The organism is Streptomyces sp. NBC_01003, assembly GCF_045162695.1.
Taxonomy (GTDB): Bacteria; Actinomycetota; Actinomycetes; order Streptomycetales; family Streptomycetaceae; genus Streptomyces.
Genome location: NZ_CP108707.1, coordinates 8,127,362 through 8,143,376, shown reverse-complemented (window position 1 = coordinate 8,143,376; position 16,015 = coordinate 8,127,362). Strand labels below are relative to the sequence as shown.

Genomic DNA, 16,015 nt, shown 5'->3' with positions numbered 1-16,015 from the left:
TCTAACCGGGCTGGTTCGCGGGGCGCTTGTACATGCGCGTTGCCGTGATCTCTCCGTGCACGGTCTCCTCGGCCGGGTCCTGCTGCGGCAGGCCCGGCCGCAGGTGCTCCTCGACGCTGATGTACTTCAGCCCGGCCCTGAGGTCCGCGTCGTTGCGCAACCTGATGACCAGCGGGAACTCGGCGAGTGCCGTCGTGTCGAACAGGCCGGTGGTGTACAGGAGCTGCACGCCGAGCGCGTCCGACACGGCCCGCTGGAGTTCGAGCAGGTACGTGGCGTTGGCGCGGCCGATCGGGTTGTCGAGGAACAGCGTGCCCGCGTGCCGGTGCTTGTCGCGGCCCCGGTCGTTCGAGCGCAGGGCGGCCATCGTGCAGTACAGGGCGATGGCCGCGGTGAGGAGCTGGCCGCCGGAGAACACGTCGCCCATCTGTCCGACGGGGACCCGCTCGGCGCGCAGCACGGCGTCCGGCTTGAGGATTTCCACGGCGATGCCCTTGGGCTGGAGCGCCGCGCCGACTCCGCGCAGGAGCAGGGACATGCCGTCGCGGCGCAGGTCGGAGTTCTTCTTGACGGCGGCGCGGGTCGCCTCGTCGACGACCTCGCCGAGCCGCTCCACGAGGGTCGCCTGGTCGGGCTCCTCGAAGCGGATGCGCACGAACTCCTGGCCCGACCACTCGCCGAGCCCCTCCGGGAGGCGGGACAGGCGCTGGGCGGAACGCAGTGTGGCGAGCGCCGACTCGACGAGCCCGCGCAGCCGGTCCACGATCGAGTCTCGGTTGCGCTCCAACTGCTCCAGCTCGTCGGTCAGTACGCGCAGCCGGGGTGCGAACGCGTCCGCCCACTTCTGCGCGTGCTCCGGCAGCGCCGAGGCGGGCAGCTCGCGGATCTGCTGCCGGGCCGGCGTGCGCACCTGCTCGTAGCGGGTGGCGTTCGCGTGCCGTACGAGGATGTCGCTCGCGTCGCGCACGGCGGCCTCGGCGGCGGACAGGTCGGCGGCGCAGCCGCGCAGGGAGCGCCGGGCCTCGGCCGCCGCGTGCCGGGCCTCTTCGAGGGTGCCGGGGTACGGCTCGGGCTCGTCCTGCTCGCTCTCGTGCCGGTCGGGATGCTCGCGCAGCAGGTCCTTGAGGAGCGCTGCGGTCTCCTCGAAGCCGCCGGTCGCGTCCTCGGCGGCGCGGTGGGCGTCGAGGAGTTCGCTGTGGGCGGCGCGGGCCACGGTCAACGCCTCGGTGCGCGCCGCGAGTTCGCCCGTGGCGGTGCGCAGGAGCGTCTGGGCGTGCTCGGCGCCGGTGGGGACGAGGTCGTCGGGCAGCTCGGTGTGGGCGTCGTCGCCGTCCTCGGGCGCGTGCCGCTCGGCCTCGCCGCGCAGGCGTCCGAGCTGCTCGCTCGCGGTGGAGACGCGGGCCTCCAGGAGCTGAACCAGCTCGTCGGCGCGGGCCGCGGCGGCCTGCCGTGACGGTCCGTCGGAGCCGTCCGGGGACTCCAGGAGCTGGGCCGCGCGGGTGCGGACCTTGTTGCTGAGCCGGTCGAGCTCGGCGAGCGCGGCGCTCTCGTCGCTCTCCGCGCGGGCCTGCTCGGCGCGCAGGTCGGCGCCGACGCCGACCTTCTCGTAGACCTGGGAGGCCGCGCGGTACGCCTCGCGCAGCGCGGGCAGCGACGGCTTCGGGGTCCGCGGGGCGGGCTGCTCCGGGTCTGCCGGTACGTCGTCGGGGGCGCCGGCGATCTCCGCGCGTTCGGCGCGCAGGGCACGGGCGGTTCGGCGGGCGTCGTCGGCGGCGCGCTGTGCCGCCCTGCGGTCCTCGTCAGCGGAGCGGGCGCGCTCCAGGCAGGTCTGGGCGCGTGCTTCCGACTCGACGGCCTCGTCGGCGAGTTCGCGCACCTTGACCTGCCAGCCGGCGCGCTCACGCAGCCGGAACGCGAGGCCCGCGAGGGCGTCGGCGACGCGCCGCGCGCGCTGGGCCGCGTCCTGCCGCTCGTCGCGTACGCGGGTCGCCTCGACCGCGGTCTCTTCGGCCTCGGCACGGACGGTGCGGGCCTCGGCGAGCTCGGCCTCGGTCTCGTCGGCGAAGGCGCGTGCCTCCTGTGCGGCGGCGGCCAGTTCGGCGAGGCGTCCGGCCGGGCAGCCGGTGCGCCAGGAGCCGATCCGGGCGGCGAGCTCCCGGTCCTTGGCGAGCCGGCCGGCCAGGGCGCGGATCTCCTCGTCGCGCTCGGTCGCGCGCGTGCGCAGCGCCTGCCGCTCCTCGTCGGCGGCGTGCTCGTCGTGCATCGCCGGGTTCGGCGGCACGAGGAAGACGCCGCTGTCGCCGGTCTCCTCGTGGGGTGTCGGGGCGAGCAGGGCGGCCGCCGTGCCGACGGCGACGGCGGAGCGGGGCAGCAGGGCGGCGCCGGCGAGTGCCTCGCGGGCCCGGGCGTGCGTGTCGGGGTCGGTGATGACGACGCCGTCGACGAGCTCGGGGCGTGCGGCGAGCACGCGCGCGTGATCCACGGGGTCGACGGCCTGGGCGAGGTAGCGCCAGCCGGGCAGGGCGGGGATGCCGTGCTCGCCGAGGAACTCGACGGTGGCGAGGACGTCGGGTCCCGGCGGCAGGAGCCCGCCGTCGCCGAGCGCGCCGAGGATGCGGGCGTCGTCGGCCGCGGCCGTGCGCAGGTCGAAGAGCTGGCGTTCGGCGGAGGCGACGCCGTCGTCGAGCAGCGCCTTGAGGTCATCGGCCGCGCGGTCCAACTCATCGGCCGTGAGCGGGGTTTCGCTGAGGTCGCGGGTGACGGTCGCCACGCGCGCGTGCCCGGTCGCGGCTCCGTCGCCCGACGCGCCCCGGGGTGCGGGCACGCCTGCGGCGGGGATCCCGGGGGCCCCGGACAGTCCGAGCAGCTCCGCGACGCGCTCTTCGCGCGCGAGGGAACCGGCGGCGCGGTGCTCGGCCCCGTACGCGTTCTCGGCGGCCGTGGCGGCGTCCGCGGCGCGGGCCGCGGTGAGTTCGGCGCGCGCCTCGGCGCCCGCCGTCTCCCGTGCGTGCTCGTTCGCGCGCCGTGCGGCGTCACGCGCCGTGTCCCAGGCGGCGACCGTGGTCTTCTCCGCGTCGCTCGCGGCGAGCGCCGCGCGCGCGGGGTCGGCGTCGGGCGCCGTGTCGTCGAGCCAGCCGGCCCGAACCGCCTCGGCGGTCTCCTGTTCGACCTCGGAGAGCCGCTGCCGCAGGTGCCCGACCTCGCTGCGGGCGCGCTGTGCCTCCGTGGCGGCGACGGTCGCGTCGCGGTGAGCGGTCTCGCCCGCCTCCTGGAGCGCGGCGGAGCGCTCCTCGCCCTCGTTGGCCAGCTCCTCAGCGCTCTCGGCGGCTCCGTGCAGGGCGCGTACGAGGTCGGCGGCGGCCTTGGCGCGGGCGGCGAGGGCCGGGGCGGCGTCCCGCTCGGCCTCGCGGATGGCGACGGCCACACGCGCGGAGCGGTCGGCGGCGGCGCGGTGGCGCAGGACGGCCTCGGCGGCCTGCCAGGCCGCGTGCAGGGTGCGCGCGTCGGCCAGCTCACGCTTCTGCGCTGCGGCGGCCTTCTCGGCTCCGGCGAGCGCCAACGAGGCGTGCCGGTATGCCAGTTCGGAAGCGATCAGGGCGCTGCGGCCGCGGGCCTGCTCCGCCTCGCCGACGGTGTGCGCGGCGGCGGTGACCTGCTGGGCGAGGTCGGCGGCACGGCCGCGCTCCAGGGCGGCACGGGCGGCGAGCCGGCGGGCCAGGGTGCGGGTGCGGCGCTCGGCTCCGGCGTGCACGTCACGCGCGCGTGCCCGGGTGTCCGCGGCGTCCACGATGCGGCCGAGGAGGTCCACGGAGCCGGCGGTGAACTCGCGTTCGGCGATCAGCTCGGCGCGCCGCCCCAGCTTGTTGCCGAACCCGCTGACCAGGTCGGCCAGCCCGTCCGTGTCCCGGGTGTCGGTGACGGCGCGCAGGAGCAGGTCGGTGAAGTCGGAGTCCTTCTTGACGGCGAAGAGACCGGCGGCCTCACCCTCGTCCGCGTTCATCTCGCGCTGGTAGCGGAAGAGTTCGGGGTCGAGGCCGAGGTCGCCCAGGTGCTCGTTCCACCGGTCGTGGATCTCTTCCCAGTGCACTTCGAGGTGCGGGTACGCCTTGCCCGCGTCGGTCAGTGCGTCCCGGAAGCCCTTCATGGTGCGCCGCCGCCCCTGCGCGCCCGAGACGCCCTCCGCCGAGGACCGTACGGCGGAGGACTCGGCGACGGGCAGCGAGTCCAGGCTCATGCCGGGCCCGGGCCGCAGCGAGTACCAGGCCTCGGCGAACTTGCGCGGGTCGTTCGAGACCTGCCGCCCCCGCCACTCGCTGACCTTGCCGACGACGACGCACTCGCCCGTGAGGGTGTGCTGCCACTCCAGGGCCACGTGCCCGCAGTCGTCGGCGAGCAGGAACTTGCGCAGCACGCCGGAGCTGGCGCCGCCGAGCGTGTTCCGGTGACCCGGCAGCATCACGGAGAAGATCAGCTTGAGGAGGACCGACTTGCCGCCGCCGTTCTCCAGGAAGAGCACGCCCGCGGGCGCCGGGCGCCGCGGCGGCCCGACGGGCTCGTCCTCGAAGAACTCCGCCTGGGTGGGGGCGGGGTCGGGCACGGGCTCGCCGACGCCCCGCAGGTCCAGGACGGTGTCGGCGTAGCGCGCACCGGCGGGCCCGATGGAGTAGAGGCGAATCCGGGACAGCTCGTACATGGCGGCGGACTCTCGTCGTAGTAAGTCGGTGAGGCGGTGCGTCGTGGGGCGGTGGTGCGTGGCGGGTCAGGAGTGGAACGGGAGTCCCGCGTCGGCCACGAGCTCCCCGTCGTCCTCGTCCGCGGGCGGCAGGAGGCTCGCGGAGCCGTCCGTGACGGGCACGATGCCGAGGTCCGCCAGCTCGGAGAGGGCGGCGGTGCCGGCCAGGTCGCGGACCTGGAGCTGGTAGCGCGCCGTGGTGCGGTAGGTGCCGCCCGAGTCGTCGCCCGTTCTCTGCAGGAACCCGGAGTCGGTGAGGAACGCGACGGCCTTGGCGACGATGCCGGTGGTGGATCCGGCGAGGCGGCGCGCGTCCTTCGTCGCGCCGGTCGAGCTGCGCCTGGCCCAGATGCGCCACGCGGCCTCGAGGCCCGGGGCGTCGGAGGCCGGGTCGGTGTTCTCGCCCCGCTCCTCGGCGCGTTCCTCCAGGCGGCGGCAGGCCTGGCGGACGAAGGCGTCCACGCCGTTGACCGTGACGCGGCCGATGTAGCCGTCGTCGGCGAGGTCCTCGGGGCGCGGGAACGCCATCGCGGCGACGGCGAGGTGCGCGAGGCCGTGCAGGAAGCGGTCGCTGCCGTCGGCTGAGGTGCGGCGCGCGTAGTCGCCCATCCGGACGGCGAACACGGAGTCCTCCGCGGCGGTCACGGCCATCCCCGCGCGCGTGGAGACCTCCAGGACGACGAGGCCGAGCCCGGCGGCAACGGCGTCGGCGAGCCGCGCGAACGGCGGGTCCTCGCGGTAGCGGCGCAGCAGCTCGGCGTACTCCTGGTCGCGGGCGGGCTGCAGCTTGGGCTGGAGGCCGAAGGCCACGAGGCGGGCCGCGTCGGCGGCGTCGGCCGGGGTGACGGGCGCGCCGGCCGCCGGAGCCTCCGAGGGCTCCGCCTCGCCCCACGCGGCGTGCTCTGCGGGGTGATCGGTCACGGCTGGTGCTCCTTGGTCGGGTCAACGGCGAGGCTCGGGTGTACGTCGGTGTCAGCGACGCGCGGCGGTGAGGCCCGGTGCGATGCGATCGGCACTACGCGGCCTCCGTCCGGTCGGCCGCCATGCCTGCGGCGTCCAGGAGGGCCGTGCCGACGATGAGGTCGGCGCCGCCGAACTCCGGGTCGTCGAGCTCGGTGCCGTCGTCCACGGCGAACAGCAGCTTCTCCTCGCCCTGCCGGTAGGCCGTGCCGACCGGCGGGCTGGCCGCGTGGACGGACAGCAGGGCGACCAGATAAGGCAGTTCGGGGTCGCGGCGGCGCGCCTCGGCGAGCAGTCCGGAGAGCCGGCGCGGCGCGTCGGAGGGAAGGTCGAGCAGCTCCATGGCGCTCGCCAGCTGCTCCTCGCTGAACCGGCTGTCGTCGGGCGTCGCGATCAGGTCGGGCTCGGGCATCTCGACGCCGAGGTGCTCTCGCTCCTGGGGCGGCGTCAGCAGTATGTCGATCAGGTCCCCGACCCGTACGGACACGGGCGTGCGCATGCCCGTCCCGCGCGCGAAGAACGCGTCGGTGACGCGGCTCGCCTGCTCGACCGGCAGCGGCAGCAGGGGCGCGACGAGCTGCCCGTACAGGTCGAGGCCCGTGCGCGCGGACGGGGCGGCGAAGGCCTGCCGGTCCTGCTCGGCGCGGAACAGGGGGCCCGCTTCGAGGAGGCGGGACTGGAGCTGTGTGTGCCGGCGGATGCAGTCCTTGACGATGTCGACGAGCTCGGCGGCTCGCCGCTTGTGCTCGGGGTCCTCGGACTCGTCGCGGGCCTTGCGGATGTTCGTGAGGATCGCGTTCTCGTGGCGGTACCGGTCGGCGACGTGGTCGAGCGCCTCGGCGATCATGTCCGGGACGGCGTTCAGCCAGTCCACCGCGCGGACGTTCCTCCGGGTCGCGTCCAGGGCCCTTCGGAGGGTCTCGGAGTACTGCACCGTCCGGTACCTGGCCTGCTCGGCGGCGAGCTGGGCGTCGGCGAGACGGCCGCGGTTGATCAGCACCTCCAGCTTCACCTCGGCGGCGATCTGGGCGCTGGTGACATCGGTGTCGAGGGCGCCCACCAGGACGTTGACCGCTTCGTCGGTGGTGCGGAGGTAGACGCTGCCCCCGTATCCGGCGACTTCCTCGATCAGCTTGAAGTCGTAGTCCCTGCGGACGTAGGAGCCGTCGGGCGCGAACGTGCCGTACACGGCGCGGAAGCCGCGGTCGACGCTGCCGACGTTGATCAGGTTCTCCAGGACCCAGCGGGCCACGCGCTCGTGCTCGGCGGCGGGGCGTTGCGGGGCCTGTGCGCCGACGCGGGGGATGAGCCTGGCCACTATCTGCTCGTGGTCGGCGCCCGTGTCGAAGTCCATGTTGAGTGTGACGAGGTCGATGGCGGAGAGCGCCACCTCGGCCATGCCGTATCCGGAGTACTCGCCCGCGAGGTTGGCCTTGCGCACGTCGAGGTCGTGCAGCGGCGCGGTGCAGGCGAGCGCGCGAAGGCGGCGCGCGAGCCCTTCGTCGGCGGCCGGGCCCGGTGCGGGCCGCGGCCCCGCGCTGAGCTGGGGCGGAACGGATTCCGTGGTGGCAGGCGAAGTCACGGAGCACAGACTAGGTCCTAGGTCTGACAACGGTCGAAACGGCGCAGAAGCGACCGCCCGCACCGCACGCCCCGCGACCCCCGCACCGCGGGGAACGGTGACTGTCAGGCGTCGGGCCGTTCGCCCTCCGCGACCCGTCGGCCGTACACGTCGACCAGGCCCTCGCGGGAGTCGTCGAGGTACTGGGCGAGCAGCCGCTCGGCGTCGTCGCGGCGCCCCGCTTCCAGGGTCCCGAGGATCTCTTTGTTGCGGGCGAGATAGGGCTCGTGCAGGCGGCGGGGGTCGTCCACGACGTGGAACGCGAGGCGCAGTTCGGCGAAGACGCTGCGCATCAGCTCGTCGGTCCGCGCGCTGCCCGCGAGCGCCACGAGCTCTCGGTGGAAGTGGATGTTGGCGGTGGAGACGCCCTTCCACTCCCGCGCCTTGGCGGCGCGGTGCCCGTCGGCGACCGCGTCGGCCACGGCGCCGAGGTCGTACGGAGGCCGGCCGAGGCCGCGTACGACGGCGCACTCGACGAGGCGGCGCGTGAGGTAGATGTCCTCGACGTCCTCGACGGTGAGCACGCGCACGAAGACGCCGCGGTTGAGCTGGTGCACGAGGAGCCGCTCGTGGGTGAGCAGCCGGAACGCCTCGCGCAGCGTGTTGCGCGAGACGCCGAGTGCGCCGCCGATGCTGTCCTCCGACAGCCGCGTCCCGGGCGGGAAGTACCCCTCCGCGATGCGGCTCCTGAGGATGTCCGCGACCCGCTCGGCGGTGCTGGTGCGCCCCAGGAGCGCGCGGTCGTCCGCCAGTCCGTTCAGTTCGGCCACGCCCGAATTCAAGCGCAGATACCAGAACGAAACAACATGGGTATTGAGGGATCGTTCAACGATCCTCTACCTTGGCGGACAGGCGCTGTTCCCCGCACGGACCGCGCTCATCGGTTCAGCCCACTCAGGAAGCACCCAATCCCCTCCTGCGAGGTGCCCATGAGCACGACCCCACCGCCCGACGCGACCGTGACCGACTCGCCCGCACGCCCAGGTGAACTCCCGCCCTCCGAGGGCGCGTTCGGCTGGCTGCGCGACCTCGGCCCGCGCGGCCGACGCGCCTTCGGGGGCGCCTTCGGCGGCTATGCGCTCGACTCGTTCGACTACTTCACGCTGCCGCTGAGCATGGTCGCGCTGGCCGCGTACTTCGGGCTCGACAGCGGCCAGACCGGCCTGCTGACCACCGTCACGCTCGTCGTCTCCGCGATCGGCGGCGCCGTCGCCGGCGTCGTGGCGGACCGCATCGGCCGCGTGAAGGCCCTGCTGATCACGGTCATCACGTACGCGGTATTCACCGTGGCCTGCGGCTTCGCCCCCAACTACGAGACCCTGCTGGTCTTCCGCGCCCTTCAGGGCCTCGGCTTCGGCGGCGAGTGGGCGGTCGGCGCGATCCTCGTCGCCGAGTACGCCACGGCCAGAAACCGCGGCCGGACCCTGGGAGCGGTGCAGAGCGCGTGGGCGGTCGGCTGGGCGCTCGCCGTGGTCGTCTACACGCTGGTGTTCCAGTTCCTCGGCGACGACCTCGCATGGCGCGTGATGTTCTGGACCGGGGCGCTGCCCGCACTCCTCGTCCTGTGGGTCCGGCGCCGGGTGCAGGACGCGCCCAAGGCGACCGAACAGCTGGACACGAGCGCGCAGAAGGGCTCCTTCGCGGCCATCTTCGCTCCCGGCCTGCGACGCGTCACCCTGTTCGCCGTCCTCCTGTCGACGGGTGTCCAGGGCGGCTACTACACCCTCGCCACCTGGGTACCCACGTACCTCAAGACGGAGCGCGGCCTGACAGTCGTCGGCACCGGTGGCTATCTCACGTTCCTGATCTCCGGCGCCTTCGCCGGCTATCTGGCCGGGGGCTATCTCACCGACCTTCTCGGCCGCAAGCGCAACATCGCGCTCTTCGCGGTGCTGTCCGCGGTGAGCATCGCCGCCTACACGAGCATCCCCGACGGGGCCAACAGCCTTCTCCTTGTGCTCGGTTTCCCGCTCGGTTTCTGCATGTCGGCCATTTTCAGCGGCTTCGGCTCGTTCCTCAGCGAGCTCTACCCGACGGCCGTGCGCGGCACGGGACAGGGCTTCACGTACAACACCGGGCGTGCCGTCGGAGCGGTCTTCCCCACTCTCGTCGGGTACCTCGCCGACAGCTGGGGTGTGGGCGGCGCCCTGATCTTCGGTGCGGTGGGGTACGCACTCGCTGTGATCGCCCTCTTCGGGCTGCCCGAGACCCGTGGAAGGGAGCTCCTGTGAACCGCACGCAGGACCGCGCCACGGAGTCCGTCACTCCCGACTCGCCCCCGACCGGCACGGAACTCGTCGACAGCCACGCGCACGCGTGGAGCCCGGCCGAGGCCCGCGCCCGCATCCGCGCCGGCGCCTCGGGGCCGACCGCGGGCTGGTCGCGCGGCCACACGCAGGCCAACCTCATCTCGGTCCCCGCCGACTGGGCCTACGAGATGCTGTTGTTCTGCCAGCGCAACCCCAAGCCCTGTCCCGTACTGGACGTCACGGACGCGGGGGCCTGGACCACCCCGCTGGCTCCCGGCGCCGATCTGCGTACCGACCTGCCGCGCTACCGGGTGTGGGAGCACGGCGAGCTGACCGACGAGCCCACGGACGTCGTCGGCCACTGGCGCGACGACCTCGTGTCGTTCCTCATCGGGTGCAGCTTCACCTTCGAGTGGGCTCTGTCCGAGGCAGGTGTGCCGATGCGCCACATCGAGCAGGGCGTCAACGTCGCGATGTACACGACCAGCCGCCAGTGCCGGCCCGCCGGGCGGCTCCGGGGGCCGATGGTGGTGTCGATGCGCCCGGTCCCGCCGGAGCATCTCGCGGCGGCGATCCGGGAGAGCGCGCTGCTGCCTGCCGTCCATGGCAGCCCGGTGCACTGCGGTGAGCCGTCCGGGCTCGGCATCGAGGATCTCGGGCGGCCGGACTTCGGCGATCCCGTGGCCGCGCAGCAGGGCGACATCCCGGTGTTCTGGGCGTGCGGCGTCACTCCCCAGGCCGCGGTGATGGCCTCCCGGCCGCCGTTCGCCATCACGCACGCGCCCGGCCGGATGTTCCTGACCGACGCGCGCGACGAGAAGTACCGCGTCGCCTGATCCCGCAACACCCCACCTGAAGAAGAGGGTTCCATGACCTCACTGACCGCGCAGGCCCCACCCGCGGCCGTGACCATCGACCTGAACGCCGACCTCGGCGAGGGCTTCGGCCGCTGGCGCCTCACCGACGACGAGCAGCTCCTGTCCGTCGTCACGAGCGCCAACGTGGCCTGCGGCTTCCACGCCGGGGACGCGGCCACGATGCGCCGCGTGTGCGCCCTCGCGGCCGAGCGCGGTGTCCGGGTCGGCGCCCAGGTCTCGTACCGGGATCTGGCGGGGTTCGGGCGGCGCGCCATGGACGTGCCGCCCGATGAGCTGGCGGCCGAAGTGGCGTACCAGATCGGCGCCTTGGAGGTCTTCACGCGCGCGGCGGGCACGCGCGTGGCCTACGTCAAGCCCCACGGAGCGCTCTACAACCGTGTCGTCCACGACGAGGAACAGGCCCGCGCGGTCGTCGACGGCGTCCGCCTCGCGGATGACACCCTGCCCGTCCTCGGGCTGCCCGGGTCACATCTCCTGAAGGTGGCCGGCGAGGCCGCACTGCCCGTGGTGACCGAGGCGTTCGCGGACCGGGCCTACACCGCGCGGGGCACACTCGTGCCGCGCGGCAGCGAGGGCGCCGTGGTGACGGACCCCGAGTCCGTGGTCGAGCGGTCCGTCGGCCTGGCCCGCTTCGGAACGGTCACCTCGCACGACGGCGAGCGGATCTCCGTACGCGCGCGGTCCCTGTGCCTGCACGGGGACACCCCGGGCGCGGTTGACCTCGCCCGACGGGTGCGGGCGCAGCTGGAGTCGGCGGGAGTCCGGGTGGAGGCCTTCGCATGAGGGCCCTTCCGGTCGGCGACCGGGCGCTGCTCGTCGAGGTCTCCGAAGGCGAGGAGGCCGCGGCGCTCCACGCCGAGCTGCTGCGCCGCCGCGCCGCGGGCGAGCTGCGCGTACGCGAGATCGTGCCCGCGGCGCGCACGGTCCTCCTCGACGGCCTCGACGAACCCGCGGGCCGGCTCGCGGCGCAGCTGCCCCACTGGGAGCTCCCTCCGCTGCCTCCGCGCGGGGACGACGCCGTGCACATCCCCGTCCGCTACGACGGTCCCGACCTGGCGGATGTGGCCGCGCTGTGGGGCGTTGATGTCGAGGAGGTGCCGCGCATCCACGCGGAGGCCGAATTCCGGGTGGCCTTCTGCGGGTTCGCGCCCGGCTTCGGCTATCTGACGGGGCTGCCGGCCCGCTACGACTTGCCGCGCCGGACGACGCCGCGCACGTCCGTCCCCGCGGGCTCCGTGGCGCTCGCGGGGCCTTACACGGGTGTGTACCCGCGCTCGTCGCCCGGCGGCTGGCAGCTGATCGGGACGACGGACACCGTGCTGTGGGACCACGCGCGCGTGCCCGCCGCGCTGCTCACCCCGGGCGCCCGGGTCCGTTTCGTGCCGGAGGTGGCCGCGTGACGGACCGTGCCATGGCCGTCGTCCGGGCCGGAGCGCTGACCACCGTGCAGGACGAGGGCCGGCCCGGGCACGCGCATCTCGGGGTGCCGCACTCCGGCGCACTCGACCTCCCGGCGGCCCGCCTCGCCAACCGGCTCGTCGGCAACCCGCGCGGGGCCGCCGTCCTGGAGACCACCCTCAACGGATGCGCCGTACGGCCGCGTTGTGATGTGACGGTGGCCGTGGTGGGCGCGCCGTGCGCGGTGACGGTGGACGGGCGTCCGGTCGCCTGGGGCGCGCCGGTACGGGTCCCGGCCGGGGCGCTCCTCGACCTCGGCCCCGCACTCTCCGGAGTACGCAGTTACGCGGCGTTCACCGGTGGGGTGGCCGTCGAGCCGGTCCTCGGCAGCCGGTCGACCGACCTGCTCTCCGGGATCGGCCCCACCCCCCTCGCGGACGGCACGGTGCTCCCCCTGGGCGCGGTGTCGTCGACGCACGCGCGCGTGGACGTGGCCCCGCAGGCGGGGCCGCCCCGCGAACTGGTGCTCCGGATCTCGCTCGGGCCGCGCGCGGACTGGTTCACGCCAGCGTCCCTGCGCACGCTGACCACGCGCGCGTACCGCGTGTCGTCGGCGAGCAACCGCATCGGCCTGCGCACGGAGGGCCCGCCTCTGCTCAGGGCGTCGGAGGGTGAACTCCCCAGTGAGGGAATGGTCCTGGGGGCCGTACAGGTACCGCCGGACGGCAGGCCGGTCGTATTCCTCGCCGATCACCCGACAACGGGCGGCTATCCCGTGGTCGCCGTCGTACGCCAGGCAGACCTGTCCGCCGCGGCACAGGCGACCCCTGGCACAGCGGTCCGTTTCGTCCTGGCGGCGGGCCGCTGACGGGAGACCCCACAGCGACCGCCGGCCACCGGACCACCGTTGTGCGGTGGCCGGTCGCGCCCCTCACCACGTCACCTCACCCGTCGTCCGCCCCTCACGCCGCGTCCGCCTGTTCCACGGCCGCCAGCGCCGCCAGCGCCGAGACCACCGAGCTGGACGCCCGCAGGTCGAGGCGGGCGCTGGTGCCGCGGGCCCGGTGGCGCAGTTCGTCCGCGGCGAGGGTGAGGAGCTGAGGGAGCAGGTCGGTGCACCGCCGTGCGACCCAGCCCGTGCCCGCCGTGGCGAGCCACAACAGGCTCGCCGAGCGCGTGGGCGCGGGCCGTTCGGGCTGCTGCGACGGCGGCGTGCCCTGGGCGCGCCCGTCGGCGGCGAGCAGGGCGTGGAACCGCGCGGCGAGCATCCGGTGCCCCCGTTCGCCGGGGTGCAGCCGGTCCGCGCTCCACATGGCACGGTCGGCGACCCATGCCCCCTCGGCCCCGTGCAGATGCACGGCGCCGTAGCGCTCGGACAGGGCGTGGACGACCGAGTTCACCGCCTGCTGGCGCCTCGCGAGAGGCTGACCGAGCAGACCGGGCAGCCCCAGCATGGTGCCGGGGTCGGGCAGGCACGCCGTGAGCAGGACCGCGCCCTGCTCCGTGAACGCCGCGTACACATGGTCGAGGCGGGCGGCCACGGCGTGGATGTCGAACGTGCGGCGCAGGGTGTCGTTCACGCCGACGAGGACGGAGGCGATGTCGGGCCGCAGGGCGAGCGCCTCCGGCATCTGACGGGCAAGGACGTCATGCGTCTGGGCGCCGCTAGCCGCGAAGTTGTGGAACTCCACGGGCATGCCGTCCGGGGCAAGCCCGGCGGAGAGCAGCGCGGCCCAGCCGCGCCAGCCGTCGCCGACCGGGTCGCCGAGCCCTTCGGTGAGGGAGTCACCGAGGGCGACGAACCGCAGGACCGCGCTCATACGGCATCCCGCCCGGTCACCCGTACAGACACGTCGGCCGTCCCCAGGAGAGACACGTCGGCGGTCGTCCGGCGCGGCACGTCGGCCGTCACCCGTACCGCGTCATGCGCCCGCAGGAAGGCGTCCACCGCGGCGCCCCACCCGAAGCACTCGGCACGCGCGCGTGCCGCCTCCCGGCGTTCGTCCCTGGGCCGCGCGACGAGCTCATCGACCGCGACGGCGAAGGCCTCGCCGGTGTCCTGTGCGACTCCCCCGGCGGGGCCCACGACCTCGGGCAGCGCCGACGACGCGCTGGCGACGACGGGGGTGCCACAGGCCATGGCCTCGAGCGCGGCGAGCCCGAACGTCTCCGCGGGACCCGGCGCGAGACACACGTCGGCGGCGGCCTGCAACGCCGCGAGATGCCCGCGGTCGGCCACGTGCCCGAGGAACGTCACCGGCAACCTCCGTGCGCGCGCCTGCTGTTCGAGCCGGGACCGCAACGGCCCGTCCCCGGCGACGACGAGCACCGCCTGCGTCCCGCGGCGACGGAGCGCGGCCAGGGCGTCGAGCGCGGTGCCGGGCCGCTTCTCCACGGACAGACGCGAGCACATGACGAGCAGCACCTCGCCCACCCGCGCGTACCGCTCCCGCACGGCCGGGTCCCGCAGGCTCGGATGGCACCGCTCCAGATCGACGCCGAGCGGGGCGCGTACGACGTTGCGCGCCCCGATGCGGATGAACTCGCGTTCGGCGTACTCGGTCGTGCACACCACGCGCGCGTAGGCGTGCGCGGTGCGGGTGTTGAGCGCGTCGGCGGCGCGCAGGGCGACCCTCTCGGGAAGGCCCCAGGTCCGCAGGACCCCGTCGGCCGTCTCGTGGGACACCATCACGGCGGGCACCCGGGCGCGCCGCGCCCACTCCCCCGTCCACCTCAGCGTCGTGCGGTCGGACACCTCGATCCGGTCGGGGGCGAGGCGTTCGAGCAGTTCGGTCACGCGCCGCCGGTCGGTGAGGACGCGGTAGCCGCCAGTGCCGGGAAGCAGCGTCCCCGGCAGCCTGATGACACGGCCCTGCGTGCTGTCGTGTTCGCCGGCCCGCTCCCCCGGAACGATCAGGACGGGCTCGTGCCCGGCGGCGCGGTAGCCGGCCCCCAACTCCCTCAGGGCGGTGCGCAGTCCGCCCGAGGAGGGCGCGACGAAGTTGGCCAGACGTACGATCCGCAGCCCGCTCATGCCGCCACCGCCGTCCGCGCGTCGAGGACCTCTTCGTAGTGGCCGAGGAGTTGGTCCCCGACGGCCGCCCAGGTCCGCCCTTCGACCGTGCTGCGGCCGGCCGCCCCGTAGGCGAGGCGACGCAGCGGGTCAGCGGCGAGCGACCAGACGGCGTCGCGTACGGCGGCCGGGTCGCCGGGTGCGACGAGGAGCCCGGTCCGGCTGTGCGCGACGAGGTCCAGCGGCCCTCCGGCGGCGGGCGCGATCACCGGCACGCCGCTGGCCATGGCCTCCTGCACGGTCTGGCAGAACGTCTCGTAGGGGCCCGTGTGGGCGAAGATGTCCAACGAGGCGAAGATGCGGGCGAGTTCGGCGCCGGTGCGGCGGCCGAGGAAGACGGCGCCGGGAAGCGCCTCGCGCAGGCCGGGCTCGCTGGGGCCGTCGCCGACGATGACCACGCGCACGCCGTCGAGGGCGCACGCGCCGGCCAGCAGGTCGACCTGCTTCTCGGGGGCGAGCCGGCCCACGTAGCCGACGATCAGCTCGCCGTTGGGCGCGAGTTCGCGCCGCAGGGCTTCGTCGCGCAGGTCGGGCCGGAAGCGGACGGTGTCCACCCCTCGCGGCCAGAGCCGCACGCGGGGCACCCCGTGCACCTCCAGGTCGTGCACGGCGGCGCTGGACGGGGCGAGTGTGCGGTCGGCGGCACCGTGGACGCTGCGGATCCGCCGCCACGCGGTGGCCTCACCTGCTCCCATGTACGTACGCGCGTAACCGGCGAGGTCGGTCTGGTAGACGGCGACGGCGGGGATCCGCAGCCGTGAGGCGGCGGCCATGCCGCGCACGCCGAGAATGAACGGGCTGGCCAGATGGACGAGTTCGGCGCCGTGCGCGGCCACGGCAGCCGCGACCCGGCGGCTCGGCAGCGCCACCCGGACCTGCGGGTAGCCCGGCAGCGGCAGGGAGGGCACCCGTACGACGGGGCAGGGGGCATCGGTGTCGGCGTCAGGGCCCGGCGCGGTGGCCGGGGCGATGACGAGGGGGTCGTGACCGCGCGCGGCGAGGTGCCGGGCGGTCTGCAGGGCGCAGTGAGCCACACCGTTGATGTCGGGGGGAAAGGACTCGGTGACGATGACGACACGCATACCGGTGTTGTCGTCGCGTCGA

Annotated in this window: 12 protein-coding genes; 5 read left to right on the top strand and 7 right to left on the bottom strand. The window is 74.5% G+C overall.

Annotated elements, in window-relative coordinates; translation table 11 throughout:
* Position 1: 1 nt before the first annotated feature.
* The 4 genes from OG698_RS37155 to OG698_RS37140 form a co-directional block, all read right to left on the bottom strand.
* Complete coding sequence (locus OG698_RS37155) at positions 2-4,693, bottom strand: hypothetical protein (protein WP_406108269.1); 4,692 nt, start codon at positions 4,691-4,693, stop codon at positions 2-4.
* A 66-nt stretch (positions 4,694-4,759) separates the two neighbouring features.
* Positions 4,760-5,653 (bottom strand): hypothetical protein, encoded by an 894-nt coding sequence (locus tag OG698_RS37150; RefSeq protein WP_100597490.1) that lies wholly within the window; start codon positions 5,651-5,653, stop codon positions 4,760-4,762.
* A gap of 94 nt (positions 5,654-5,747) precedes the next feature.
* A complete protein-coding gene (locus OG698_RS37145) occupies positions 5,748-7,274 on the bottom strand; it encodes a hypothetical protein (protein WP_329575546.1) in 1,527 nt (508 codons plus the stop codon).
* A 104-nt stretch (positions 7,275-7,378) separates the two neighbouring features.
* Entirely contained in the window at positions 7,379-8,083 is a 705-nt protein-coding gene (locus tag OG698_RS37140; RefSeq protein WP_406108267.1) for a GntR family transcriptional regulator, read from the bottom strand.
* A 159-nt stretch (positions 8,084-8,242) separates the two neighbouring features.
* Here OG698_RS37140 and OG698_RS37135 point away from each other — a divergent pair, with 159 nt between their 5' ends.
* The 5 genes from OG698_RS37135 to OG698_RS37115 are packed head-to-tail and all read left to right on the top strand — an operon-like array spanning position 8,243 to position 12,706.
* Positions 8,243-9,544 carry an MFS transporter gene (locus OG698_RS37135; protein ID WP_399970927.1) on the top strand — a complete coding sequence of 434 codons (1,302 nt, stop codon included), beginning with the start codon at positions 8,243-8,245 and terminating at the stop codon, positions 9,542-9,544.
* Entirely contained in the window at positions 9,541-10,398 is an 858-nt protein-coding gene (locus OG698_RS37130; RefSeq protein ID WP_406108265.1) for a putative hydro-lyase, read from the top strand. The genes OG698_RS37135 and OG698_RS37130 overlap by 4 nt, the downstream gene beginning before the upstream one ends.
* Before the next feature lie 33 nt (positions 10,399-10,431).
* A complete protein-coding gene (locus OG698_RS37125; protein WP_406108264.1) occupies positions 10,432-11,223 on the top strand; it encodes a LamB/YcsF family protein in 792 nt (263 codons plus the stop codon).
* Positions 11,220-11,840: an allophanate hydrolase subunit 1 gene (locus OG698_RS37120; protein ID WP_406108262.1), complete on the top strand. Its 621-nt coding sequence runs from the start codon at positions 11,220-11,222 to the stop codon at positions 11,838-11,840. The genes OG698_RS37125 and OG698_RS37120 overlap by 4 nt, the downstream gene beginning before the upstream one ends.
* The gene (locus tag OG698_RS37115) at positions 11,837-12,706 is read left to right on the top strand and encodes a biotin-dependent carboxyltransferase family protein (RefSeq protein ID WP_406108261.1); all 870 of its coding nucleotides are present in this window, start codon (positions 11,837-11,839) and stop codon (positions 12,704-12,706) included. Before OG698_RS37120 ends, OG698_RS37115 begins: the two co-directional genes overlap by 4 nt.
* Positions 12,707-12,800: 94 nt before the next feature.
* On the opposite strand, the gene OG698_RS37110 is transcribed toward OG698_RS37115, so the two are convergent.
* The 3 genes from OG698_RS37110 to OG698_RS37100 are packed head-to-tail and all read right to left on the bottom strand — an operon-like array spanning position 12,801 to position 15,993.
* Positions 12,801-13,658, bottom strand: coding sequence for an SGNH/GDSL hydrolase family protein (locus tag OG698_RS37110; RefSeq protein WP_406108260.1), 858 nt, complete (start codon positions 13,656-13,658; stop codon positions 12,801-12,803).
* Positions 13,655-14,872, bottom strand: coding sequence for a glycosyltransferase (locus OG698_RS37105; RefSeq protein WP_406108258.1), 1,218 nt, complete (start codon positions 14,870-14,872; stop codon positions 13,655-13,657). Before OG698_RS37105 ends, OG698_RS37110 begins: the two co-directional genes overlap by 4 nt.
* Positions 14,869-15,993, bottom strand: a complete 1,125-nt coding sequence (locus tag OG698_RS37100) for a glycosyltransferase family 4 protein (RefSeq protein WP_406108256.1) — start codon at positions 15,991-15,993, stop codon at positions 14,869-14,871. The genes OG698_RS37105 and OG698_RS37100 overlap by 4 nt, the downstream gene beginning before the upstream one ends.
* Between the last annotated feature and the right edge of the window lie 22 nt (positions 15,994-16,015).